This window comes from Vogesella oryzagri (genome assembly GCF_040148885.1).
GTDB classification, from domain to species: Bacteria; Pseudomonadota; Gammaproteobacteria; order Burkholderiales; family Chromobacteriaceae; genus Vogesella; species Vogesella oryzagri.
The window spans coordinates 82,717-105,419 of the sequence record NZ_JBEFLD010000007.1 but is presented as its reverse complement, the minus strand read 5'-3'; the positions used below and the strand labels follow the sequence as shown (position 1 = coordinate 105,419).

At 60.9% G+C, this 22,703-nt stretch carries 23 protein-coding genes; 16 read left to right on the top strand and 7 right to left on the bottom strand.

The genetic code is table 11. The annotated features are described in order from the left end of the window. Positions 1-21: 21 nt before the first annotated feature. On the bottom strand, positions 22-177 hold the full coding sequence (rpmG, locus tag ABNW52_RS13965; protein WP_017506994.1) for a 50S ribosomal protein L33: 156 nt from the start codon (positions 175-177) through the stop codon (positions 22-24). Positions 178-211: 34 nt separating this feature from the next. Beyond that, positions 212-445 (bottom strand): 50S ribosomal protein L28, encoded by a 234-nt coding sequence (gene rpmB / locus ABNW52_RS13960; protein ID WP_026107616.1) that lies wholly within the window; start codon positions 443-445, stop codon positions 212-214. 355 nt (positions 446-800) lie between these two features. On the opposite strand from rpmB, the gene ABNW52_RS13955 reads away from it, so the two are divergent. The 5 genes from ABNW52_RS13955 (at position 801) to ABNW52_RS13935 (ending at position 6,922) form a co-directional block, all read left to right on the top strand. Beyond that, the gene (locus ABNW52_RS13955; protein ID WP_349588962.1) at positions 801-2,441 is read left to right on the top strand and encodes a CTP synthase; all 1,641 of its coding nucleotides are present in this window, start codon (positions 801-803) and stop codon (positions 2,439-2,441) included. 101 nt (positions 2,442-2,542) lie between these two features. Beyond that, positions 2,543-3,394, top strand: coding sequence for a 3-deoxy-8-phosphooctulonate synthase (gene kdsA, locus ABNW52_RS13950; RefSeq protein ID WP_349588960.1), 852 nt, complete (start codon positions 2,543-2,545; stop codon positions 3,392-3,394). A gap of 85 nt (positions 3,395-3,479) precedes the next feature. Further along, complete coding sequence (gene eno, locus ABNW52_RS13945) at positions 3,480-4,763, top strand: phosphopyruvate hydratase (protein WP_349588957.1); 1,284 nt, start codon at positions 3,480-3,482, stop codon at positions 4,761-4,763. A 2-nt stretch (positions 4,764-4,765) separates the two neighbouring features. Continuing rightward, a complete protein-coding gene (gene ftsB, locus ABNW52_RS13940) occupies positions 4,766-5,065 on the top strand; it encodes a cell division protein FtsB (RefSeq protein ID WP_349588955.1) in 300 nt (99 codons plus the stop codon). A gap of 75 nt (positions 5,066-5,140) precedes the next feature. Further along, positions 5,141-6,922, top strand: a complete 1,782-nt coding sequence (locus tag ABNW52_RS13935) for a diguanylate cyclase (RefSeq protein WP_349588953.1) — start codon at positions 5,141-5,143, stop codon at positions 6,920-6,922. A 71-nt stretch (positions 6,923-6,993) separates the two neighbouring features. Here the strand turns inward: ABNW52_RS13935 and ABNW52_RS13930 are convergent, their stop codons facing one another. Further along, positions 6,994-7,299 carry an RnfH family protein gene (locus ABNW52_RS13930; protein ID WP_349588951.1) on the bottom strand — a complete coding sequence of 102 codons (306 nt, stop codon included), beginning with the start codon at positions 7,297-7,299 and terminating at the stop codon, positions 6,994-6,996. Further along, a complete protein-coding gene (locus ABNW52_RS13925; protein ID WP_349588949.1) occupies positions 7,292-7,729 on the bottom strand; it encodes a type II toxin-antitoxin system RatA family toxin in 438 nt (145 codons plus the stop codon). The genes ABNW52_RS13930 and ABNW52_RS13925 overlap by 8 nt, the downstream gene beginning before the upstream one ends. Before the next feature lie 151 nt (positions 7,730-7,880). Here ABNW52_RS13925 and smpB point away from each other — a divergent pair, with 151 nt between their 5' ends. The 3 genes from smpB to guaA are packed head-to-tail and all read left to right on the top strand — an operon-like array spanning position 7,881 to position 10,302. Then, positions 7,881-8,327, top strand: coding sequence for an SsrA-binding protein SmpB (smpB, locus tag ABNW52_RS13920; protein WP_349588947.1), 447 nt, complete (start codon positions 7,881-7,883; stop codon positions 8,325-8,327). Between the two features lie 2 nt (positions 8,328-8,329). Then, entirely contained in the window at positions 8,330-8,683 is a 354-nt protein-coding gene (locus tag ABNW52_RS13915) for a hypothetical protein (RefSeq protein WP_349588944.1), read from the top strand. 41 nt (positions 8,684-8,724) lie between these two features. Beyond that, a complete protein-coding gene (gene guaA / locus ABNW52_RS13910; protein WP_349588942.1) occupies positions 8,725-10,302 on the top strand; it encodes a glutamine-hydrolyzing GMP synthase in 1,578 nt (525 codons plus the stop codon). Positions 10,303-10,387: 85 nt separating this feature from the next. Here guaA and phhA read toward each other — a convergent pair whose 3' ends face one another. After that, complete coding sequence (gene phhA, locus ABNW52_RS13905) at positions 10,388-11,275, bottom strand: phenylalanine 4-monooxygenase (RefSeq protein WP_349588940.1); 888 nt, start codon at positions 11,273-11,275, stop codon at positions 10,388-10,390. Positions 11,276-11,416: 141 nt separating this feature from the next. Here phhA and ABNW52_RS13900 point away from each other — a divergent pair, with 141 nt between their 5' ends. Beyond that, a complete protein-coding gene (locus tag ABNW52_RS13900) occupies positions 11,417-11,899 on the top strand; it encodes an Lrp/AsnC family transcriptional regulator (RefSeq protein WP_349588937.1) in 483 nt (160 codons plus the stop codon). A 178-nt stretch (positions 11,900-12,077) separates the two neighbouring features. Here ABNW52_RS13900 and pepN read toward each other — a convergent pair whose 3' ends face one another. Together pepN and ABNW52_RS13890 are read right to left on the bottom strand one after the other, a co-directional pair. Beyond that, positions 12,078-14,711 carry an aminopeptidase N gene (pepN, locus tag ABNW52_RS13895; protein WP_349588934.1) on the bottom strand — a complete coding sequence of 878 codons (2,634 nt, stop codon included), beginning with the start codon at positions 14,709-14,711 and terminating at the stop codon, positions 12,078-12,080. Between the two features lie 98 nt (positions 14,712-14,809). Further along, positions 14,810-16,591 (bottom strand): M61 family metallopeptidase, encoded by a 1,782-nt coding sequence (locus ABNW52_RS13890; protein ID WP_349588931.1) that lies wholly within the window; start codon positions 16,589-16,591, stop codon positions 14,810-14,812. 432 nt (positions 16,592-17,023) lie between these two features. Here ABNW52_RS13890 and ccoN point away from each other — a divergent pair, with 432 nt between their 5' ends. The 7 genes from ccoN (at position 17,024) to ABNW52_RS13855 (ending at position 22,691) form a co-directional block, all read left to right on the top strand. After that, the gene (gene ccoN / locus ABNW52_RS13885) at positions 17,024-18,448 is read left to right on the top strand and encodes a cytochrome-c oxidase, cbb3-type subunit I (protein ID WP_349588929.1); all 1,425 of its coding nucleotides are present in this window, start codon (positions 17,024-17,026) and stop codon (positions 18,446-18,448) included. Between the two features lie 18 nt (positions 18,449-18,466). Further along, a complete protein-coding gene (ccoO, locus tag ABNW52_RS13880; RefSeq protein WP_349588926.1) occupies positions 18,467-19,081 on the top strand; it encodes a cytochrome-c oxidase, cbb3-type subunit II in 615 nt (204 codons plus the stop codon). 3 nt (positions 19,082-19,084) lie between these two features. Further along, positions 19,085-19,264, top strand: a complete 180-nt coding sequence (locus tag ABNW52_RS13875; RefSeq protein ID WP_349588924.1) for a cbb3-type cytochrome oxidase subunit 3 — start codon at positions 19,085-19,087, stop codon at positions 19,262-19,264. Positions 19,265-19,267: 3 nt separating this feature from the next. Beyond that, the gene (gene ccoP / locus ABNW52_RS13870; protein ID WP_349588922.1) at positions 19,268-20,182 is read left to right on the top strand and encodes a cytochrome-c oxidase, cbb3-type subunit III; all 915 of its coding nucleotides are present in this window, start codon (positions 19,268-19,270) and stop codon (positions 20,180-20,182) included. Positions 20,183-20,333: 151 nt separating this feature from the next. Further along, a complete protein-coding gene (gene ccoG / locus ABNW52_RS13865) occupies positions 20,334-21,752 on the top strand; it encodes a cytochrome c oxidase accessory protein CcoG (RefSeq protein WP_349588920.1) in 1,419 nt (472 codons plus the stop codon). Between the two features lies 1 nt (position 21,753). Beyond that, positions 21,754-22,275, top strand: a complete 522-nt coding sequence (locus tag ABNW52_RS13860; protein WP_349588918.1) for a FixH family protein — start codon at positions 21,754-21,756, stop codon at positions 22,273-22,275. Continuing rightward, the gene (locus ABNW52_RS13855; RefSeq protein ID WP_349588916.1) at positions 22,272-22,691 is read left to right on the top strand and encodes a YbaY family lipoprotein; all 420 of its coding nucleotides are present in this window, start codon (positions 22,272-22,274) and stop codon (positions 22,689-22,691) included. Before ABNW52_RS13860 ends, ABNW52_RS13855 begins: the two co-directional genes overlap by 4 nt. Positions 22,692-22,703: the final 12 nt, after the last annotated feature.

The window sequence follows — 22,703 nt, the reverse complement described above, 5'->3', positions numbered from 1 at the left end:
TTTGCATGAAACCGGGCCGAATTACTTCAGTTTGGTTTCTTTGTACAGAACATGCTTGCGGGCAACGGGATCAAATTTTTTGATCTCCATTTTTTCCGGCATAGTGCGCTTGTTCTTGGTGGTGGTGTAGAAATGACCAGTACCGGCGGTCGATTCCAGTTTGATCTTGTCGCGCATGGCTTATTCCTTAAAGAGCTGTCGGTCGACTAAATTACAGTTCGCCGCGAGCACGCAGGTCGGCCAGAACGGCATCGATACCTACTTTGTCGATGGTACGCAGAGCAGCGTTGGAGATGCGCAGGCGCACCCAACGGTTTTCGCTCTCTACCCAGAACTTGCGGTACTGCAGGTTCGGCAGAAAACGACGCTTGGTCTTGTTATTGGCGTGGGACACATTGTTCCCGGTCATCGGACGCTTGCCGGTGACTTTGCAAACACGCGCCATGGTGAGTCACTCCCAAAAGCCGGTAAAAGAAAGACTTATACCATAAATCGACACCATTACACAAGTCGGACCCGCAAGCGCAGAGGCCCCGGCGACAAGATGCAGCGGCATCGGGTTCATAAAGAAAGGCAAGATCATACCGAAAGCCATCGCGTCTTGCAGCAAAAACCTAAAGCACGGCGGAGAGAAGCAACAACAAATAGAAAAACATCATAAAAATCATGCAACTGCAGAAAGCGGCACTGCTACTTGCGCACCACAAACGCCACTCTGCCACCACAAACTCTCGCGCCTCCCCATTCAAAAACAGGGGCGTTGCTGTTAGAATCCCGGATTCTCATAGAGCCGTAATCCCATGACCAAGTTCATCTTCGTTACCGGTGGTGTGGTGTCCTCTCTGGGCAAGGGCATCGCTGCCGCGTCCATCGCCGCCATTCTCGAATCCCGTGGTCTCAAGGTCACCATGCTGAAGCTGGATCCCTACATCAACGTGGATCCGGGCACCATGAGCCCCTTCCAGCACGGTGAAGTGTTCGTCACCGAAGACGGCGCGGAAACCGACCTCGACCTTGGCCATTATGAGCGCTTCATCCACGCCAAGATGAAGAAGAGCAACAACTTCACTACCGGCCAGGTATACGAATCCGTGATCACCAAGGAACGCCGTGGCGACTACCTGGGTGGCACTGTGCAGGTGATCCCGCACATCACCGACGAAATCAAACTGAAAGTCCGCGAAGGCGCCGGCGACGTGGACGTTGCCATCGTCGAGATCGGCGGCACTGTGGGCGATATCGAATCGCTGCCGTTCCTGGAAGCCATCCGCCAGATGCGCTCCAACCTGGGCCGCAAGAACACCCTGTTCGTGCACCTGTCCTACGTGCCGTACATCGCTACCGCCGGCGAGATCAAGACCAAGCCGACCCAGCACTCGGTAAAAGAGATGCGCGAGATCGGCATCCAGCCGGACATTCTGCTGTGCCGCATGGACCGCGAGCTGCCGGAAGACGAAAAGCGCAAGATCGCCCTGTTCTGCAATGTGGAAGAGAACGCGGTAATCGGCTGCTACGACGCCGACTCCATCTACAAGGTACCGGCGATGCTGCACGCGCAGGGCATCGACGACATCATCGCCGAACAGCTGCAACTGGAGCTGCCGAAGGCCGATCTGTCGACCTGGAACCGCATCATCGACGCCATCGAGCACCCAGACCACAGCGTGAACATCGCCATGGTAGGCAAGTACGTCGACCTGACCGAGTCCTACAAGTCGCTGTCCGAGGCGCTGAAGCACGCCGGCGTGCACACCCGCACCAACGTCAACATCATCTATGTCGACTCCGAAGAGATCGAGCGCGACGGCGCCGAATCGCTGAAGGACATGGATGCCATCCTGGTACCGGGCGGCTTCGGCAAGCGCGGCGTGGAAGGCAAGATCAAGGCAGTGAAGTTCGCCCGCGAGAACAACATCCCCTACCTGGGCATCTGCCTGGGGATGCAGATCGCGCTGATCGAATACGCCCGTGACGTAGCCGGCATGACTGGTGCCAACTCCACCGAATTCGACCTGGAAACCGACTTCCCGGTAGTGGCGCTGATCGACGAGTGGGTAAACCACGACGGCAAGATCGAAACCCGCGACGAAAACTCCAATCTGGGCGGCACCATGCGCCTGGGCGGCCAGCAATGCGAGCTGAATGAAGGCTCGCTGGCGGCACGCGTGTACGGCAGCACCGAGATTACCGAACGCCACCGTCACCGCTACGAAGTGAACAACCACTACGTGCCACGCCTGCAGGCTGCCGGCCTGACCATCAGCGGCCTGTCCGCCGGTCATGAAAAACTGGTGGAAACCATTGAACTGGGCAACCATCGCTGGTTCTTTGCCTGCCAGTTCCACCCGGAATTCACTTCCACGCCGCGTGACGGTCATCCACTTTTCATCGCCTACGTGCAGGCAGCCCTTGCCTACCAGGCCGACAAGGCCAACGCCTGAGTCTGCTGAATAGTCAGCCCGTCTGACCAAAGTTGGCCGCAAGGTAGCGAAACGCAGGTTTCGCGGCTGTTGCGGCCAACCTTGTCTTGAAAGGACACACCATGAAACTTGCCGGATTTGAAGTTGGCCTCGACCACCCGCTGTTCCTGATCGCCGGCCCGTGCGTGATCGAAAGCGAGCAGATGGCGCTGGATACCGCCGGCCAACTGAAGGAAATTGCTCAGCAACTGGGCATCAACTTCATCTACAAGTCGAGCTTCGACAAGGCTAACCGCTCGTCCGGCAAGTCGTTCCGCGGCTTTGGCATGGAAGAAGGACTGCGCATCCTGGCGGAAGTAAAACGCCAGATCGGCGTACCGGTGCTGACCGACATCCACACCGAAGAACAGGTACCGCACGTGGCCGCGGTGGTGGACGTACTGCAGACCCCGGCCTTCCTCGCCCGCCAGACCGACTTCATCCGTGCCGTGGCGCAAAGCGGCAAGCCGGTGAACATCAAGAAGGGCCAGTTCATGGCCCCGGGCGACATGAAGCACGTGATCGACAAGGCGCGCGATGCCGCCATCGAAGCCGGCCTGGACCCGGACAGCTTCATGGCCTGCGAACGCGGTGCCTCCTTCGGCTACAACAATCTGGTATCCGACATGCGCAGCCTGGCGATCATGCGCGAAACCGCCTGCCCGGTAGTATTCGATGCCACCCACTCGGTACAGCTGCCGGGTGGCCAGGGCACCAGCTCCGGCGGCCAGCGCGAATTCGTGCCGGTGCTGGCGCGCGCCGCGGTTGCCGCCGGTGTCGCCGGTCTGTTCATGGAGACCCACCCCGACCCGGCCAAGGCCATGTCCGACGGCCCCAATGCCTGGCCGCTGCCGCGCATGAAAGAACTGCTGAGCACCCTGATCGCCATCGACAAGCTGGTAAAAGCGCAACCGCTGGCCGAGCTTTCGCTGTAACAGGTTGACTCCACGGCCAGCCTGTTCCAAGGTTGGCCGCACCGAACCCGGTTTGACTAACCTTGATACCCAAAGGGAAACATAGATGAGTGCGATCGTTGACGTGATTGCCCGCGAGATTCTTGACTCGCGCGGTAACCCGACTGTTGAAGCCGATGTACTGCTGGAATCCGGCGTAATGGGCCGTGCCGCCGTACCGTCCGGCGCCTCCACCGGTGAGAAGGAAGCACTGGAACTGCGTGACGGCGACAAGAGCCGCTACCTGGGCAAGGGCGTGCTGAAAGCCGTCGAGAACATCAACACCGAAATCTGTGAAGCCATCATCGGTCTGGACGCTTCCGACCAGGCCTTCATCGACAAGACCATGATCGAGCTGGACGGCACCGAGACCAAGGGTCGCCTGGGCGCCAACGCCATGCTGGCCGTGTCTATGGCCGTGGCCCGCGCCGCCGCCGAAGACGCCGGCCTGCCGCTGTACCGCTACCTGGGCGGCGCCGGCCCGATGGCCATGCCGGTACCGATGATGAACGTGATCAACGGTGGCGCGCACGCCAACAACACCCTGGATATCCAGGAATTCATGATCATGCCGGTAGGCGCGCAAAGCTTCCGCGAAGCGCTGCGCTGTGGCGCCGAGATCTTCCACACTCTGAAGAAGCTGTGCGACAGCAAGGGCTACGCCACCACCGTCGGTGACGAAGGTGGCTTCGCCCCGAACCTGGCCAGCCACGAAGATGCAATCAAGCTGATTCTGGAAGCCATCGATGCCGCCGGCTACGTTGCCGGCCAGGACGTGCTGCTGGCCCTGGACTGCGCCTCCTCCGAGTTCTACAAGGATGGCAAGTACCACCTGACCGCCGAAGGCCTGGCACTGACTTCCGAGCAGTTCGCCGACTACCTGGAAACCCTGGTCAACAACTACCCGATCATCTCCATCGAAGATGGCATGAGCGAGCACGACTGGGCCGGCTGGCAGCTGCTGACCGAGCGTCTGGCCGGTCGCGTACAGCTGGTGGGTGACGACGTGTTCGTGACCAACCCGGCAATCCTGGCCAAGGGCATCGAAAGCGGCGTGGCCAATGCGCTGCTGGTAAAAGTGAACCAGATCGGCACCCTGTCGGAAACCCTGAAGGCAGTTGACCTGGCCAAGCGCTCGCGCTACACCAGCGTGATGAGCCATCGTTCCGGCGAAACCGAAGACAGCACCATTGCCGATCTGGCCGTGGCCACCAACTGCATGCAGATCAAGACCGGTTCGCTGTCGCGCTCCGACCGCATGGCCAAGTACAACCAGCTGCTGCGCATCGAAGAAGAACTGGGCGATGCCGCCTGGTACCCGGGCCGTGCCGCCTTCTACAATCTGAAGTAATCATGAAACGCCTGACCCTGCTGCTCATCCTGCTGCTTGCTGCTTTGCAATGGCCATTATGGCTGGGCAAGGGCAGTTGGCTCAGGGTCTGGCAACTTGACAAGCAGGTTGAAGAGCAACGTGCGGCCAACCGGCAACTGGTTGGCCGCAACACGGCACTGGACGCGGAAGTACGTGATCTAAAGCAAGGAACCGCCGCAATTGAAGAGCGGGCTCGCAACGAGCTTGGCATGATTCGGCAAGGTGAGGTATTTTTCCAGCTTCTTGATCCGTCACATCCACCCACCCCGGCATCCCCATAACAGGCATTGACGGGAAACGGACCACAAGCGATAACGACAAACATGGTTGGCAAAAAAGGCTTCAGGGTCTGGTCCATGACGACGCACAATCCAATAGACACTGCGCGAGAAACGCTGAAACAGCTGACGCAGCGCAAACTTCTTCCCACCCCCGACAACTTCGAGCGCCTCTACTGTGAAATTGCCGGTGTAGAGCCAGAATCACAAAAGAACAAACTGGCAGAGCTGCTGTTTCACGCCTTTGAAAAGCTGCCGGTCGCCGACAGCAGCTACAAGATTTCCCTGGCCAAACTGCGCAAGGCCATCCAGGAGGAAAAATGGGAGCTGGTACCGCAGCTGACCATGGATCTGTCGGTACAGCACCAGCGTAGCCGCGAACTGAGCCAGCACTGGGGCAAGCTGATTCTGGAGTTGATGCAGGCATGGGATATCCGCACCCCGGAAATGGGGCAGCGCTACAAGCAATCGGCGCTGGAGCGCGTGATTGCCACCTTTGGCAACAATCCGCAGGAACTCAACGACAAGCTCAGCAATCTGGTGAAAAGCTGGATGCAGCCGGAAAGCCCGGCCGCCGGCATCGAAACCGCCGACGCCGATGACGCCCCCGCCGTACCGGCAGCAACAGCCGAGCACGACAGCGTCCCGGCGGCGAGCAGCATGGTTTGGCGCGACGTACTGGAATATGGCGTGCGCTATGGCATCGCCCCGCGCCTGGTGCACTACCCCGACCTGATGGCGCAGTTCGAAGAAGTGCAGCACAGCCTGCAGCACTGCAGCAACGAAGACGAGCTGGCAGTGTTCTTCCCCAAGCTGCGCACATTCCTGATCCGGTTGGAGTTGTTGTCACAGGAAGACGAGCGCCTGGTATCCGGCCTCTCCAACCTGATGCGCCTGATGCTGCAAAACGTGGCCGAGCTCAATCGCGGTGATAACTACCTGATCGGCCAAATCAGCAATCTGCAACAGATTCTGGCCCAGCCCAATATCTCGATCCAGCATATCTACCACCTGGAATCCACGCTAAAAGAGGTGATTCACAAGCAGGGGGTGCTGCGCAGCTCGCTGGATGAAGCCACCGACTCGCTGCGCACCTTGCTGGACACCTTCCTCGACAAGCTGTCGTTGATGAGCAGCGGCACCGGGCAATTCCAGCAAAAGCTGCGCGAACATAGCGAGCGTATCCGTGCCAGCAGCGACAGCAATTCGCTGAACGATATCCTGCAATCGCTGCTGGAAGACACCGCCAGCATGCAGAACAACCTGCAGCACTCGCAGCTGGAACTGCTGGATGCGCAGCACGACGTAGAAAATGCCCAATCGCGCATCCGCGAGCTGGAGCAGGCACTGGAAGCGGCCAGCGCCAAGATCAAGGAAGACCAGCTGACCGGCGCCTACAACCGTCGCGGGCTGGAAGAGCACTTTACCCGCGAAATCAGCCGCGCCGAGCGCAGCGGCCAACCTTTGTCGGTAGCGCTGCTGGACGTGGACAACTTCAAGCAGCTGAACGACAGCTACGGCCACCTCACCGGTGACAATGTGCTGAAGTACCTGGTGGACATGATGCGCCACTGCGTGCGCGCCTCCGACATCGTTGGCCGCTTCGGTGGCGAGGAATTCATCATCCTGCTGCCGGACACCCCGGCGGAAGAAGCCGTCTCGCTGATGCAACGCCTGCAGCGCGAGCTGACCAAGAACTTCTTCCTGGCCAACCAGGAAAAACTGGTGGTGACTTTCAGTGCCGGCGTGGCGCAGTGGCACCGTGGCGAACAGGATGTGAACATCATCGAGCGCGCCGACCGCGTGATGTACCAGGCCAAGCTGGCCGGCAAGAACCGGACGCTATCGGCGGAAAGCTGAGCCAGGACGGCAAAAACAAAAACGGGGCAATGCCCCGTTTTTTCATATCTGCCGGCTTGCCGCCTGCCTGTTTACTCGCTGCCCTTCTTCATGGTTTTGCCGGCCTCGGCCCGCTGGCGCCGCACCGCCTTCGGGTCGGCCTGCAGCGGGCGGTAGATCTCTACCCGATCGTGCGCACGCAGTACGCTGTCCGGCTTTACCGCCTTGCCGAAGATGCCCAGCTTCAGTTCCGCCAGTGCGATCTCCGGAAACTCTGCGGCCAACCCGGACAGCGCCACCGCCTGCTGCGCCGTGGTGCCCGGCGCTACCGTCAATGTCACGATCTTCTGCCGCTGCGGCAACGCAAACGCCACCTCGATGGCAAACGGCTCAGTCATCTCCGTAGACCTTGTCGGCTTCGCGGATAAAGGCGTCCACCAGCGTGCCAGAAATATGGCCGAACACCGGGCCGATGATGGTTTCCAGAATCTTGCTGGAGAACTGATAGCTCAAGCGAAACTCCACCTTGCAGCCAAAGTCGCCCAGCGGCTGGAAATGCCAGCGCCCTTCCAGGTGCTGGAACGGCCCATCCACCAGCTCCATCAAAATGGTGCCATACGGCTCGTTACGGTTACGGGTGGTGAAATGCTGCTTCACCTTCAGATAGTCGATATGCAGACTGGCCACCAGTTGGTCGCCATCGCGCTCGTGCTCCTCGGCCTTGGCACACCACGGCAGGAAGCGCGGATAGTGGGTTACATCATCCACCAGCCGGAACATCTGCTCCGGGGTGTGCGCCACCAGGACGCTTTTCTCGATGACATGCATGCTGAAACAGGGCGAAGGAAAGCCCGAAGGGTACACAATCGCTACCGCCGGCGGCAAGCCGTCAGATCAAGCCCATGAATTTTCAGCGCTTTGGCGAATGCGCCCGTTCTGCTAGAATGCGCGATTCCCTGCAATACCCGCCTTGGACCCCATGAGCATTGTCGACAACCGCAAAGCCTTTCACGACTACTTCATCGAGGAGCAGCTCGAAGCCGGCCTAGTGCTGGAAGGCTGGGAAGTCAAGGCCATCCGCGCTGGTCGCGTGCAACTGAAAGAAAGCTACGTCATCTATCGCGATGGCGCGTTTTATCTGTTCGGTTGCCATATCACCCCGCTGCAGTCCGCTTCCACCCACGTCCACCCCGACCCGGTGCGCACCCGCAAGCTGCTGCTGAACCAGCACGAAATCAGCCGCTTGATCGGCAAGGTGGAACGCGCCGGCTACACCATGGTGGCGCTCAACCTGCACTACAGCAAAGGCAATATCAAGGCCGATATCGGCCTGGCCAAGGGCAAGAAGCAGCACGACAAGCGCGCAAGCGAAAAAGACCGTGAGTGGCAGCGCGAGAAGCAGCGCCTGATGCGCGACAAGGGCTGAATATGAAACCCAGCGCCGTCCAACCCATCCTGCTGATCATTCTGGGCGCCCTGTGGCTGCTGAAAAGTACCGCCATGCTGCCCGAGACCAGCACCCTGCTGGCCCTGCTGCTGGCCGCTGCCGGCGTGGTGCTGGCGCTGCTCGATGGTGTGACCAAATCCACCGTGGTCAGCAGCCCGCTGCTGATCTATGCCGGTGCCGCCATCTACCTGTATGACCATTACTTCGTGCGCTTCAGCCATGTCGCCGCTGTCGGCATGATGCTGCTGGGCATCCTGCTGTTGCTGGCGCGCAGCGACCGCATACCGGAGCGACGCCAGCCGCGCCGCCGCAACGATACACCGTATTCAAAATGACACCGGCCAACCCCAGCCGGTTAATTCACGCAAGGACTGCCATGGACAAAATCCTCATCCTCGACTTCGGCTCCCAGGTCAGCCAGCTGATCGCCCGCCGCGTGCGCGAAGCCCACGTCTACTGCGAGCTGCACCCGTTCGACATGCCCATCGACGAGATCCGTGCGTTCAACCCCAAGGCCATCATCCTGTCCGGCGGCCCCAACTCGGTATACGAATCCGACTACCAGGCCGACCCGCAAGTGTTCGCCCTGGGTGTGCCGGTGCTGGGCATCTGCTACGGCATGCAGTTCATGGCGCAGAGCCTGGGCGGCAAGGTGGAAGCCGGCGACAAGCGTGAATTCGGCTACGCCGAAATCCAGGCGCGCCACCACTCCAAGATCCTGGAAGGCCTGCAGGACCGCATCGACGACGCCGGCAACGGCTTCCTCGACGTGTGGATGAGCCACGGCGACAAGGTGACCGCGCTGCCGGCCGGCTTCAAAGTGATTGCCGAGACTCCGTCCTGCCCGATCGCCGCCATGGCCGACGAGGACCGCGGTTTCTACGCGGTGCAGTTCCACCCGGAAGTGACCCACACCAAGCGCGGCACCGAGATGTTGCATCGCTTCGTGCTGCACGTGGCCGGCGCCAAGCCGAGCTGGACCATGCCGAACTACATCGAGGAAGCGGTGCAGAAGATCCGCGACCAGGTCGGTGACGAGGAAGTCATCCTCGGCCTGTCCGGCGGTGTCGATTCCTCGGTAGCTGCCGCGCTGATCCACCGCGCCATCGGCGACCAGCTGACCTGCGTCTTCGTCGACCACGGCCTGCTGCGCCTGAACGAAGGCAAGATGGTGATGGAAATGTTCGCGCAGAACCTGGGCGTGAAAGTGATCCAGGTCGACGCCAGCGCCCAGTTCATGGGCAAGCTCGCCGGCGAATCCGACCCGGAGAAGAAACGCAAGATCATCGGCGCCGAGTTCGTCGAGGTGTTCCAGCGCGAATCCGGCAAGCTCACCAACGCCAAGTGGCTGGCACAGGGCACCATCTACCCGGACGTGATCGAGTCCGCCGGCGCCAAGACCGGCAAGGCGCACGCCATCAAGAGCCACCACAACGTCGGCGGCCTGCCGGACGACATGAACCTGAAGCTATTGGAACCGCTGCGCGACCTGTTCAAGGACGAAGTGCGCCAGCTGGGCGTGGCTCTGGGCCTGCCGCATGACATGGTATACCGCCACCCGTTCCCGGGTCCGGGCCTGGGCGTGCGTATCCTCGGCGAAGTGAAAATGGAATACGCCGAGCTGCTGCGCCGCGCCGACGCCATCTTCATCGAAGAGCTGCGCAATACCGTGGATGAAAAAACCGGCAAGAACTGGTACGAGCTGACCAGCCAGGCCTTTGCCGTGTTCCTGCCGGTAAAATCGGTGGGCGTGATGGGCGATGGCCGCACCTACGACTACGTGGTGGCACTGCGCGCGGTGGTGACCAGCGACTTCATGACCGCACACTGGGCGGAACTGCCGTACAGCCTGCTCGGCCATGCTTCCAACCGCATCATCAACGAAGTGCGCGGCATCAACCGTGTGGTCTACGATGTGAGCGGCAAGCCGCCGGCAACCATCGAGTGGGAATAAGCCCACGCGGCCAACCTTGCAGTAAAAAACGCCCGCTTAGCGGGCGTTTTTGTTGCTGGCGGCAGCAGTGCGGCTGCCAGCCACCTTACGCGTCGGCAGTATCGGCCCAGCCCACGCGGTTGCCGACATGGAAGATGCGGTCGTGCGCATCGATCTCGCCGGCGCCTAGCACGCCCTGCTGCTCCACCGCGTGGTACAACGGGGTGAAGTCCGGCGCGGTAGCCTCGAACAGCTGCTGGAAGCTGTCGATCACGAAGTAGGTCTTCTGGAAGGTATCGATACGGTAGCGGGTGCGCATGATGCGCTGCAGGTCGAAACCGACACGGTTGGGGCTATCGCTTTCCAGGCTGTACACCGACTCCGACTTACTGGACACGATGCCGGCACCGTAGATGCGCATGCCCTGCGGCGTGTTGATCAGGCCGAACTCCACCGTGTACCAGTACAGCCGCGCCAGCAACGGCAGGAAGCCCAGATGCTTGGCCTTCATGCCGCCCTTGCCGTAAGCCTCCAGGTAGTCGGCGAACACCGGGTTGATCAGCAACGGCACATGGCCGAACAGGTCGTGGAACACGTCCGGCTCTTGCAGGTAATCCAGTTGATGCGGTTCGCGCAGCCACCAGGTCACCGGGAAACGGCGGTTGGCCAAGTGTTCGAAGAACACGTCGTCCGGAATCAGCCCCGGTACCGCCACGATGCGCCAGCCGGTGGCGGCCTGCAGTTTTTCGTTCAGACGGGCAAAGTCCGGCACCCGGTCGGCATCCACTTCCAGCGCGGCCAACCCTTGCAGGAACTCGTCACAGGCACGGCCCGGCAGCATCTCACTCTGGCGACGGTACAGCGTGGCCCAGGTCTGGTGATCCTCGGCGGTATAGCGATCCAGCGGTTGCGGCAGGGTAAAGTCTGCCGCGTGCGTCAGCCCCTGGTTCTTGCGCACGGTAATGTCCGGCACCGTGTAGGTATTCATATCCATGGCGTTGTCTCTCGATGTGTCTGGCAGTGGCTGCCTATGTTTCGAGTGTAGGTGCAAGCGCATGCGCGTTGGCCGCATGATTTGAGTTTTGACGCCGTGTTTTGCATACTTCCCGCACACAAACTCATTGGTATGCACAAAATGCGCGGAATCGAGCTAGACCGTTACGACTACCAGATTCTGGAAGCGCTGCAGAAGGACGCGCGCGCTACGCACCAGAAGCTGGCGCAGGAGGTGCCGCTGTCGGCATCACAGATCGGCCGCCGCATCCAGCGGCTGGAAGAAGCCGGCATCATCCAGGGCTACCACATCGCCTTGCGCCCAGACCTGCTGGACCTGTCGGTGACCGCCTTCGCCAACGTCAGCCTGGAACGCCATGGCGAGGCATCGATCCGTGAGTTTGCCGCCGCCATCAGCGATCTGCCAGAAGTGCTGGAGTGCTACGCGGTGGCCGGCGAGGCCGACTACTGGCTGCGCATCGTGGTACAGGACCTGCCATCGCTATCGCGCTTCGTGATGAACAAGCTGATGACGCTGTCGCTGGTGCGCAGCGTGAAATCCACCGTAGCGCTGGAGTCGATCAAGCACACTACCCGCCTGCCGCTGCAACCGCCGGGACGCTGATGCGGCCAACGTTGGCCGCTGCGCCCTGCGCCGATGCAGCGAGTGGCAGCACAGCGTGCTGACGGCAACAGAAGCAGCCACAGGGCATGACACCACGGCCCGCCACGCTTGGCCGTGGGCAATAAAAACGGACCGGTGAGTCACCGGCCCGTGCTGACGCTACCGCGCAAGGCGGCAGTTAGGCCGACAGGTTTTTCGACACGATTTCGTACACATCCTTGGACAGCCCATCCTTGGCCAGGATGCGCTGCAGTTCGCGCGTCATCAGGTCGCGGCGCAGCGGCTCCAGCTTCTGACGACGATTGAACAGCGACACGATGCGGCTGGCCACCTGCGGATTGATGGCATCCAGCGCCAACACCTGGTCCACCAGGAAGCGGTAGCCGGAGCCGTCTTCGGCATGGAAGTGCAGCATGTTGCGGCCGAAGCTGCCCAGCAGCGCCCGCGCCTTGTTCGGGTTGCGCAGGGTGAACGCTGGATGCGCCATCGCCGCCTTGACGTGCTCCAGCGTGCACGGCAGCTGGCTGCTGGCCACCAACGAGAAGAATTTGTCCATCACCAGCGCGTTATCCTGCCAGCGCTCGACAAACGCCAGATAGCAGTTGTCGCGCTCCTCGCTGTCGCGGTCGCGCAGCGCCAGCATGGCGCCCATCTGGTCGCTCATATTGTTGCTCTGCAGGCACTGCCGCTCGGCAGCTTCCAGCGGCCACGGGTCCGGCAGCCGTGCCAGCATGCCCAGAGCCAGGTTCTTCAGCGCGCGGCGGCCGGCTTCGGCCGGCTTGTAATCGCGGGTCTGGTTGACATCAAACGCTTCGCGCAGCTCACCGCGCAGCGCCTGGGCCAGGGTATCCAGCACGAAGTCGCGCACGGTGTGGATGGCGGCCGGGTCGGCCTCGGCCACCATTTCCAGGATTTCGGCCTCGGTCGGCAGGCTCAGCATCAGCGCCTTGAACGCCGGATCCGCCGCGTGGTCTTCCAGCACCGCGCGGAAGGCATCGATAAAGCCTGCGGCCAACTTCAGCGGCGTACCGGCGGCGTGATCGGCCAGCAGCTGGCGCAGCAAACGCTCGGCATAGGCCTGGCCGGCCTCCCAGCGGGCAAAGGCATCGCTGTCGTTGGCCATCAGGAAGGCCAGTTCGCTGTCGTGCCAGGCGAAGGACAGCTTCACCGGTGCGGAATAACCGCGCAACAGCGACGGCACCGGCGCGCTGGCCACGTTGACGAAGGTGAAAGTCTGCGCCGCGGCACGCACGTCCAGCACGCGGGTCGTGCCTTGCGCGGTGTCCTCGCCTTGCAGCTGCAGCGGCAGGTCGTCGCCATCCGGGCCGATCAGACCGACGGCAAACGGAATGTGCAGCGGCTGCTTGTCGCTCTGCCCTGGGGTCGCCGGGCAGCTTTGCTGCACATGCAGGGTGTAGCGTTGCGCCTCGGCATCGTACTCGCCGCTGACTGTCAGCAGCGGTGTGCCGGCCTGGCTGTACCACAGCGCAAACTGTGCCAGATCGACATCGTTGGCATCCGCCATGGCGGCACGGAATTCGTCGCAGGTCACCGCCTGGCCGTCGTGGCGCTTGAAGTACAGCTGCATACCCTTCTGGAAGCCTTCTTCGCCCAGCAGGGTGTGGTACATGCGTACCACTTCGGCGCCCTTTTCATACACCGTCATGGTGTAGAAGTTGTTCATCTCGATATAGCTGTCCGGGCGGATCGGGTGCGCGGTGGGGCCGGCATCCTCCGGGAACTGCAGCTGGCGCAGGTTCTTCACGTCCTGGATGCGCTTCACCGCGCGGCTGTCCAGGTCGGAGCTGAACTCCTGGTCGCGGAACACGGTCAGGCCTTCCTTCAGCGACAGCTGGAACCAGTCGCGGCAGGTAACGCGGTTGCCAGTCCAGTTGTGGAAGTATTCATGACCGATGATGGCTTCCACGCGCTGGAAATCAGCATCGGTGGAGGTGTCCTGCCGCGCCAGCACCGCCGAGGTATTGAAGATATTGAGGCCCTTGTTTTCCATCGCCCCCATGTTGAAGTCGCCCACCGCCACGATCATGTAGATGTCGAGGTCGTATTCCAGGCCAAAGCGCTCCTCGTCCCACTGCATCGAGCGCTTTACCGCCCCCATGGCGAACGCCACCTTGTCCTGATCGGCCGGTACGGTCCAGATTTCCAGCAGCACGTTGCGACCGCTGCGGGTGGTGTAGTTGTCGCGCAACGCGGACAGCTTGCCGGCTACCAGCGCAAACAGGTAGGACGGCTTCTTGTATGGATCGACCCACTTTACCCAGTGGCGCTTCTTGTCCAGCATGCCCTCGCCCACCTTGTTGCCGTTGGACAGCAGCACCGGGTACTTCGCCTTGTCGGCGATGATGGTGGTGCTGAACTTAGCCATCACATCCGGGCGATCCGGGTAGAAGGTAATCTTGCGGAAGCCTTCCGGCTCGCACTGGGTGTAGAGGTTGCTGCCGCCGGAAGCGTACAGCCCCATCAGGCTGGTATTGGCCACCGGGTCGATCTCGGTTTCCACGTCCAGGATGAAGCTGTCCGGCACGTTGACGATGCTCAGCATGTCGGCGCTTAGCGTGTAGGCATCGGCGGCCAACTTGTCGCCGTCCAGCGTCACGCTGGCCAGCTTGGCGCTGCCATCCAGCTGCAGCACGTTGGCCGCAGTCGATGCCGGGTTGCGGCGCATCACCATGCGCGAATGCACACGAGTGAGGGTGTCTTCGATGATGTCGAATGTCAGGTCGACCTTGTCCACCAGGTAGGCCGGCGGCTGGTAGTCGCTGCGGTATTTGATCTGCGGTTGTTGGCTCATCTACTTCAATCCTGCAAAGGGTAGGACGGGTCGCCGTGCGCCCGCCTTTATCGTTGTGACGCTGACGCGTCCCCGGTCATGTTCTGTTAACGCTGCGCTCAGCCTTTGATCCAGCGACCGCCTTGCTCTGCCAAACGTAAGCGGCAGGTATCGGCCGGCGTGTCCTGCAGCGTGACACGGAAGCTCAGCAGCTCATCGCGGCGGAAGGCATGCAGCTTGATGCTGTCGCCACTGCAGCAACGACGGATCGCCTTGTCCAGGTCCGTCACCTTCAGGCCATCCACGGCGATGACCACATCGCCGCCAGCCAGGCCGGCAGCCTGTGCCGCACCGCCATCCAGCACGGCAGTCAGCTTGACGCCCTGCGCATCGCTGGCAGTTTTCACCCCCAGAGTTGGCCGCATGGAAGCAGGCGCGATTTCGTCCACCACGCTGCCGCTATCCGCCGAGCTATCGGCGGGCAGCAGTTGCATCTCGACTCCCTGCGTGGCCAGCAGTTCCGCCAGCGGCAGCTCGCGAGTGGAGCGGATCGCCATGTCGAAGAATTTGCCCAGCTTGAGGCCGGTCGTGTCTTCCGCCACGCGCTCCCATTCATCCTCGGCCAGGCCCTGGCCATCCGCCAGCCATTTCTGCCACAGCGCCAGCATCACGCTATCCAGACTCTTGGCGCCGGCGGTGTGCTGGCGGATGTGCAAATCCAGCGCCAGCGCCGCCAGCGCGCCCTTGGTGTAGTAGCTGACGATGCTGTTGGGGCTGTTCTCGTCCTGGCGGTAGTATTTGGTCCAGGCATCGAAGCTGGAATCGGCCAGCGTCTGCTTGTTACGGCCGTTGCCGCGCGCCACCCCGGTAATGGTCTTGGCCAGCAGGCCCAGATAGCGCCGCTCGTCGATCAGGCCGCTGCGCACCAGCGCCAGATCGTCATAGTAGGAGGTGATGCCCTCGAACGCCCACAGCAGGGTGGTGTGGCCTTCGCGGTTCAGGTCATACGGGGTGAACGCCGCCGGCTTCATGCGCTTGACGTTCCAGGTATGGAAGTATTCGTGGCTGATCAGTCCCAGCAGCTTGAGGTAGCCGTCGCCGATGCCGTCCTCGCCCGCCTGCGGCAAGTCGTCGCGGCTGGCCACCAGCGCGGTGGAGGCGCGATGCTCCAGCCCGCCGTAGATATCGCCGCCGACGAACAGCATGAACACGTAGCGCTCGAACGGCGCTGGCTCACCAAAGAAGCGGACCTGCCACTCGCAGATACGCTTGGTGTCTGCGGCCAACCTTTTCAGGTCCGCCTTGTACTTGCCGGAAACGATGAATTCATGCGGCACGCCGCAGGCCTTGAAACTAACGCGCTCGAACTCGCCCAGTTCTACCGGATGGTCGATCAGTTCGTCGTAGTTGGCCGCACGATAATGGCCAAAACCAGATTTTTTGATGTCGTGTGCCGGCAGGCTGGTAGCCACCTTCCACTTGGCCTGCGCCTTGTCTTGTGGCGGCAGGATTTCCACTTCGCACGGCTCGTGCTCGCAGCCGTCGGCCTGCAAGAACACGCTGGTGCCGTTATAGAAGCCGCGCTCGCCATCCAGATAAGCGCCGCGCACCGACAGATCGAAGGCATACACGGTGTAATGCACCGTCAGCGCGCCCTGGACCGGCGCCGCCTGCCAGCTGTGCTTGTCGAGCTTGCTCAGCGCCACCGCTTTCTTTCCGCTTTCGGCGCGGATAGACACGATATGGCGCGCGAACTCGCGAATCATGTAGCTGCCGGGAATCCACGCCGGCAAGCGCAGCACCTGCCCGGCCACCGCCGGCTGGGCCACGGTCATCGACACTTCGAACAGGTGAGCCTCGGGCGAGACAGGACGGATGCGATAGCTGACAGCGGTAGACATGGAGGCAGTCCGGAGGAAAACAGAAGAAGCGCGAATTCTAGCACCAGCCACCCTGAACTGCGCCTGACCTTACGGCTTGATATGCGTCAATAGCGAACAAGGCGATGACAATATAATCGCCTGCATGTCAATGGCGGGAGTGGGTCTGCAAACGGTGCCATTCGCGCAATTTGCGACCACCCGGTTCTCTATCGACTAGTGGCTCATGCCCGAATTGATTTAGAATCGCCCGTTGAACAACTGGGGATCGAGCGCGTTTCCGGGCGGCGTTTGCCAAGGTTATTGCAGTGCAGTCGCACTGCTACTGGCAGCCGCATCTCACGCCTCGGTTCCCGCGACTTGCCGGGCCTCCTGTACAACATGGGGGTACGCACCCGGACTTCAAGTCACCGGTTTCACACGTTCTAGTTCGCAACCTTGGAGAAAACCCTAATGGATACGCAATCCACTTATAACTATAAGGTGGTGCGCCAGTTTTCGATAATGACCGTAGTCTGGGGCATTGTCGGCATGCTGGTTGGCGTGATTATTGCGGCCCAGTTGGTGTGGCCGGAGCTCAATTTTGGGCCCTGGTTCCACTACGGTCGTCTGCGTCCGCTGCACACCAATGCCGTGATTTTCGCGTTTGGCGGCTCCGCACTGTTTGCCACGTCGTACTACGTGGTTCAGCGCACCTGCCATGTTCGCCTGCTGTCTGACAAGCTGGCCGCATTCACCTTCTGGGGCTGGCAACTGGTCATCGTACTGGCCGCCATCACCCTGCCGCTGGGCCTGACCTCCGGTAAGGAATACGCCGAACTGGAATGGCCGATCGACATCCTGATCACCATCGTCTGGGTTGCCTACGCCATTGTGTTCTTCGGCACCATCGCCATCCGCAAGGTCAAGCACATCTACGTGGCCAACTGGTTCTACGGTGCCTTCATTCTGGCCGTGGCCCTGCTGCACATCGTCAACAGCCTGGAAGTACCGGTTTCCATGTGGAAATCCTACTCGGTATATGCCGGCGCCGTGGATGCCATGGTGCAATGGTGGTACGGCCACAACGCGGTGGGCTTCTTCCTGACCGCCGCCTTCCTGGGCATGATGTACTACTTCGTACCGAAGCAGGCTGGCCGTCCGGTGTACTCCTACCGCCTGTCCGTGGTGCACTTCTGGGCGCTGATCTTCACCTACATGTGGGCTGGTCCGCACCACCTGCACTACACCGCCCTGCCGGACTGGACCCAGTCGCTGGGTATGGCCTTCTCGCTGGTACTGTTGGCTCCGAGCTGGGGTGGCATGATCAACGGCATCATGACCCTGTCCGGCGCATGGCATAAGCTGCGCACCGACCCGGTGCTGAAGTTCCTGGTGGTATCGCTGTCCTTCTACGGCATGTCCACCTTCGAAGGCCCGATGATGTCGATCAAGACCGTGAACGCCCTGTCGCACTACACCGACTGGACCGTTGGCCACGTGCACTCCGGCGCACTGGGCTGGGTTGCCTTCATTTCCATCGGTTCCATGTACTACCTGCTGCCGCGCCTGTTCGGCCGTGACGGCATGCACAGCGTGAAGCTGATCGAGGCGCACTTCTGGCTGGCTACCGTGGGCGTGGTGCTGTACATCGCCTCGCTGTGGATTGCCGGTGTGATGCAGGGCCTGATGTGGCGTGCGCTGAACGCAGACGGCACCCTGACTTACGCCTTCGTTGAAGCCGTGAAAGCCTCCTACCCGTACCTGTTCGTACGCTTCCTGGGTGGTGTGCTGTTCCTGTCCGGCATGCTGCTCATGGCTTACAACACCTTCCGCACCGTCGCTGCCGGCCGTGCCGTTGATGCCAAGATCCCGGCTGTTGCCGCTCACGCGCACTAAGGGGCCAAGGGAAACATCATGGAAAAAATCCAGAAACTGATTGAAGAAAACGTAGCGTACCTGATCGTGCTGACCCTGCTGGTAATCAGCGTGGCAGCCCTGGTCGAGATCGTACCGCTGATGTTCCAGAAGTCGACCACCGAGCCGGTAGCCGGCGTGAAGCCGTACAACGCGCTGCAACTGACCGGTCGCGACATCTACATCCGCGAAGGCTGCTACACCTGTCACTCGCAGATGATCCGTCCGTTCCGCGCCGAAACCGAACGTTATGGCCACTACTCCGTTGCTGGTGAGTCGGTCTACGACCACCCGTTCCAGTGGGGCTCCAAGCGTACCGGTCCGGACTTGGCGCGTGTCGGCAGTCGCTATTCCGACGAATGGCACCGTGTGCACCTGACCAACCCGCGCGACGTGGTGCCGGAGTCCAACATGCCGGCGTTCCCGTGGCTGGCGCGTAACCTGGCCGATGCGGAAGGCGTTGCCGCCAAGATGACCGCGCTGCGCAAGGTAGGCGTGCCGTACAGCGACAAGGAAATTGCCGAAGGCCAGGCCATGGTCGAAGGCAAGTCCGAGCTGGATGCGCTGGTTGCCTACCTGCAGGGCCTGGGTCTGGCACTGAAGAACGCACGCTAAGCCATGGACTGGACCAACCTGGCACGTATCTTGTTCACGGTGTTCTGCTTTACCGTGTTCATCGTGATCGCGATAGGTGCCTTCGGCAAAAAATCCAAGAAGCGTTATGACGAGGCGGCCAAGCTGGTGCTGGATGAAGATGACCAGCTGCCGAACAAGTCAGACGCTTCCAACGGAGCCTGAGTAATGAGTGATTTCGTAAGTGACTTCTGGGGCGTATATATCGCCGTCGTGGTAATCGTGGGCTTCGTAGGCCTCGCCTACCTGCTGTTCACGCAGTCGAAAACCACGGTCAAGAAAGGTGAGCAGGTTGAAATTACCGGCCACGTCTGGGATGACGACCTGGCCGAGTACAACAACCCGCTGCCGCGCTGGTGGATGCTGATGTTCTACATCACACTGGTGTTCGGTGCCGCTTACCTGACCCTGTACCCGGGTCTGGGTACCTGGAAAGGCCTGCGCGGCTGGACTTCCGTCGGTCAGTACACCGAAGAGAAGGCCCAGGCGGAAGCCAAGTATCAGCCGCTGTACGACAAGTTCCTGAAACAGGACGTCAAGGCTGTTGCTGCCGATCCGGAAGCCCAGGCCATGGGCAAGCGTCTGTTCCAGACCTACTGCGTACAGTGCCACGGCTCTGATGCACGCGGTGCCAAGGGTTTCCCGAACCTGACCGATAACGACTGGCTGTACGGTGGTACGCCGGATGTCATCAAGACCACCATCAGCGGCGGTCGTCATGGTCAGATGCCGGCCTTCGGTGCGGCCTTCGGTGAGGACAAGGTAAAGGATGCGGCCAACTACGTGATGTCGCTGTCCGGCAAGAAGCATGATGCAGAACGCGCAGTACGCGGCAAGGAAACCTTTGCTGCCATCTGCTCGGCCTGCCACGGTGCTGACGGCAAGGGCAACCAGGCTGTCGGCGCGCCGAACCTGACCGACAACGTCTGGCTGTATGGCGGTACCGAAAAGACCATCATCGAGACCATCACCAACGGTCGCAACAACCAGATGCCGGCCTGGAAAGACTTCCTCGGCGACGGCAAGGTACACCTGCTGACTTCTTACGTTTATGGCCTGTCCCATAACGGCAAAGCTCAGTAATTGATACCGCTCAATACTGCCCGCGCAAGCGGGCAGTATCTTTTGCACTATCAGTATATTTTTTTATAAATCATTTACCGCCCCAGAAGTTTGCGCCAAGGCCATACAATGACGCATGCCCTTGACGGAAATTTCTTGCAGGAATCCCACCATGACCGACAAGCTTAAAGACATAGCCGTCAAAGTCGAAAACCCCAAAATTGAAACCGTTTCGCTCTACGCCGCCCAGAAAAAAATCTATCCGCGCAGTGTGAAAGGTTTGTTCGCCAACTGGCGCATCCTGTTTGTGGTGGCCACCCAGCTGCTGTACTTCGGTCTGCCCTGGCTGCAGTGGAACGGTCGCCAGGCCGTGCTGTTCGACCTGGTCAACCGTAAGTTTTACCTGCTGGGCCTGACCATCATGCCGCAAGACTTTGTCTACCTTGCCGCACTGCTGATGATCAGCGCCTTCGGTCTGTTCGCCTGGACCACCATCGCCGGCCGGCTGTGGTGCGGCTACTCCTGTCCACAGACGGTGTACACCGAAATCATGCTGTGGATTGAGCAATGGGTGGAGGGCGACCGCAACAAGCGCATGAAGCTGGACAAGGAGCCGTGGAGCCTGCGCAAGCTGCGCATCAAGGGCACCTCGCAGAGCATCATGATCGTGTTCTCGCTGTGGACCGGCTTCACCCTGGTGGGCTATTTCACCCCGATGCACGATCTGATCGCCGCCCTGCCCGCCTTCAACTACGGCACCTGGGAAACCTTCTGGATGTTCTTCTACGCCGGCTTCACCTACCTGTTTGCCGGTCACATGCGCGACCAGGTCTGCAAGTACATGTGCCCGTATGCCCGCTTCCAGAGCGCCATGTTCGATGAAGACACCTTGATCATCTCCTATGACGAAAAACGCGGCGAACCACGCGGTGCACGCAAGAAGGGGCAGGAAAAGCAGAATCTGGGCGACTGCGTCAATTGCGGCATCTGTGTGCAGGTATGCCCGGTCGGCATCGACATCCGCAACGGCCTGCAGTACGAGTGCATCGGCTGTGCCGCCTGTATCGATGCCTGTGACGAAGTGATGGTGAAAGTGGGCAGCCCCAAGGGCCTGATCCGCTACACCACCGAAGCCGCACTGGAAGGCAAGTACCCGGAAAGCCAGTTCCTGTCGCGCCTGAAGCGACCGCGCGTGGTGATGTATGTACTGGTGCTGAGCATCATCCTGATCGCCGCGCTCACCTCGCTGGCGCTGCGCAAGCCTTTCAAGGTAGACGTCATCCGCGACCGTGCCTCGCTGGTGCGCGAAACCGACGACGGCTTGCTGGAAAACAGCTACAGCATCCGCATCATGAACGTGTCGGAACAAGTACAGCACTTCCGCATCCAAGTCGAAGGCATGAACGGCATGAAGCTGCAGACCGACCACAAGGAAATTGTCGTCAAGCCCACCGAGAACGAGCTGATTGCGGTACGGGTCCAGGTCGAGCCGGAAGAGGCCCCCAAAGGCAGCCACGAAATCCACTTCACGGTTGAATCGCTGGAAGACGGCAGCACCGTGCACGAAAAATCCAGTTTCATCGGGGAATAACATGCAGAAAACCACCGGGACCCCCACCCCCTGGTACAAGAATCGCTGGCCGTGGCTGCTGATGGCCGGGCCAGCCATTGCCGTGGTCGCCGGCATCGTCACCTTCCGTCTGGCCGTAGTGACCGCCGACGACATGGTGAACGATGACTACTACAAGCGCGGCAAGGACATTAATCTGGAACTGAGCCGCGACAAGGCCGCCGTCAGCATGGGCATCAAGGCACAGGCCATGTTCAGCGACGATCTGCAACATGTCCGCATCCTTACCAGCAGCAAACAGCCGCTGGCAGATACCCTGGAACTGCAGCTGCTGCACCCGACCCGCCAGCAGGACGACCAGACCATTACCCTGCAGCGTCAGGGCGACAATCTGTACCAGGGCAAGATCACCCGCTACACCGCCGCCCACTGGTATGTGCGGCTGCAGGATAAGGCCGGCACCTGGCGCCTGCAGGGCGAATGGCGCCCCAGTGAAAGCCTGACAGTAGCGCTTGGCAACCCGAAACTGGAGCCCGCGGAATGAGCAAACTCACCCTTCCCCGCCGTACCCTGCTGTTGGGCCTGACGGCATCGCTGCTGGGCGCCTGCGCCACCCGCGGCCAGACCCGCATGGCCCACCTGAATGGCAGCGCCTTCTACCTGGAAAAAATCCAGTGGCCACGCGACAAGACCCTGCTGCGCTTGCGGCTGCTGGATATCACCGACAGCAATGCTGCGCCAGCCGTGTTGGCGGAACAATCGCTGGAAAAGGTCGGCACCCCGGCAACGTATTCGCTGTGCTACGACGCCCAGGGAGTGCAGGCCAACCACCGCTACGTGGTGGATGCCCGCCTGTTCGTCGATGGCGAGCTGCGCATGCAGGGTCGTGAGCTGGTCGCCAGCATGGATGGCAGCAGCGCAGGGCCGCAGATCCGCCTGCAGATGATCGCCATCGACTGAGGCCACTCCGCC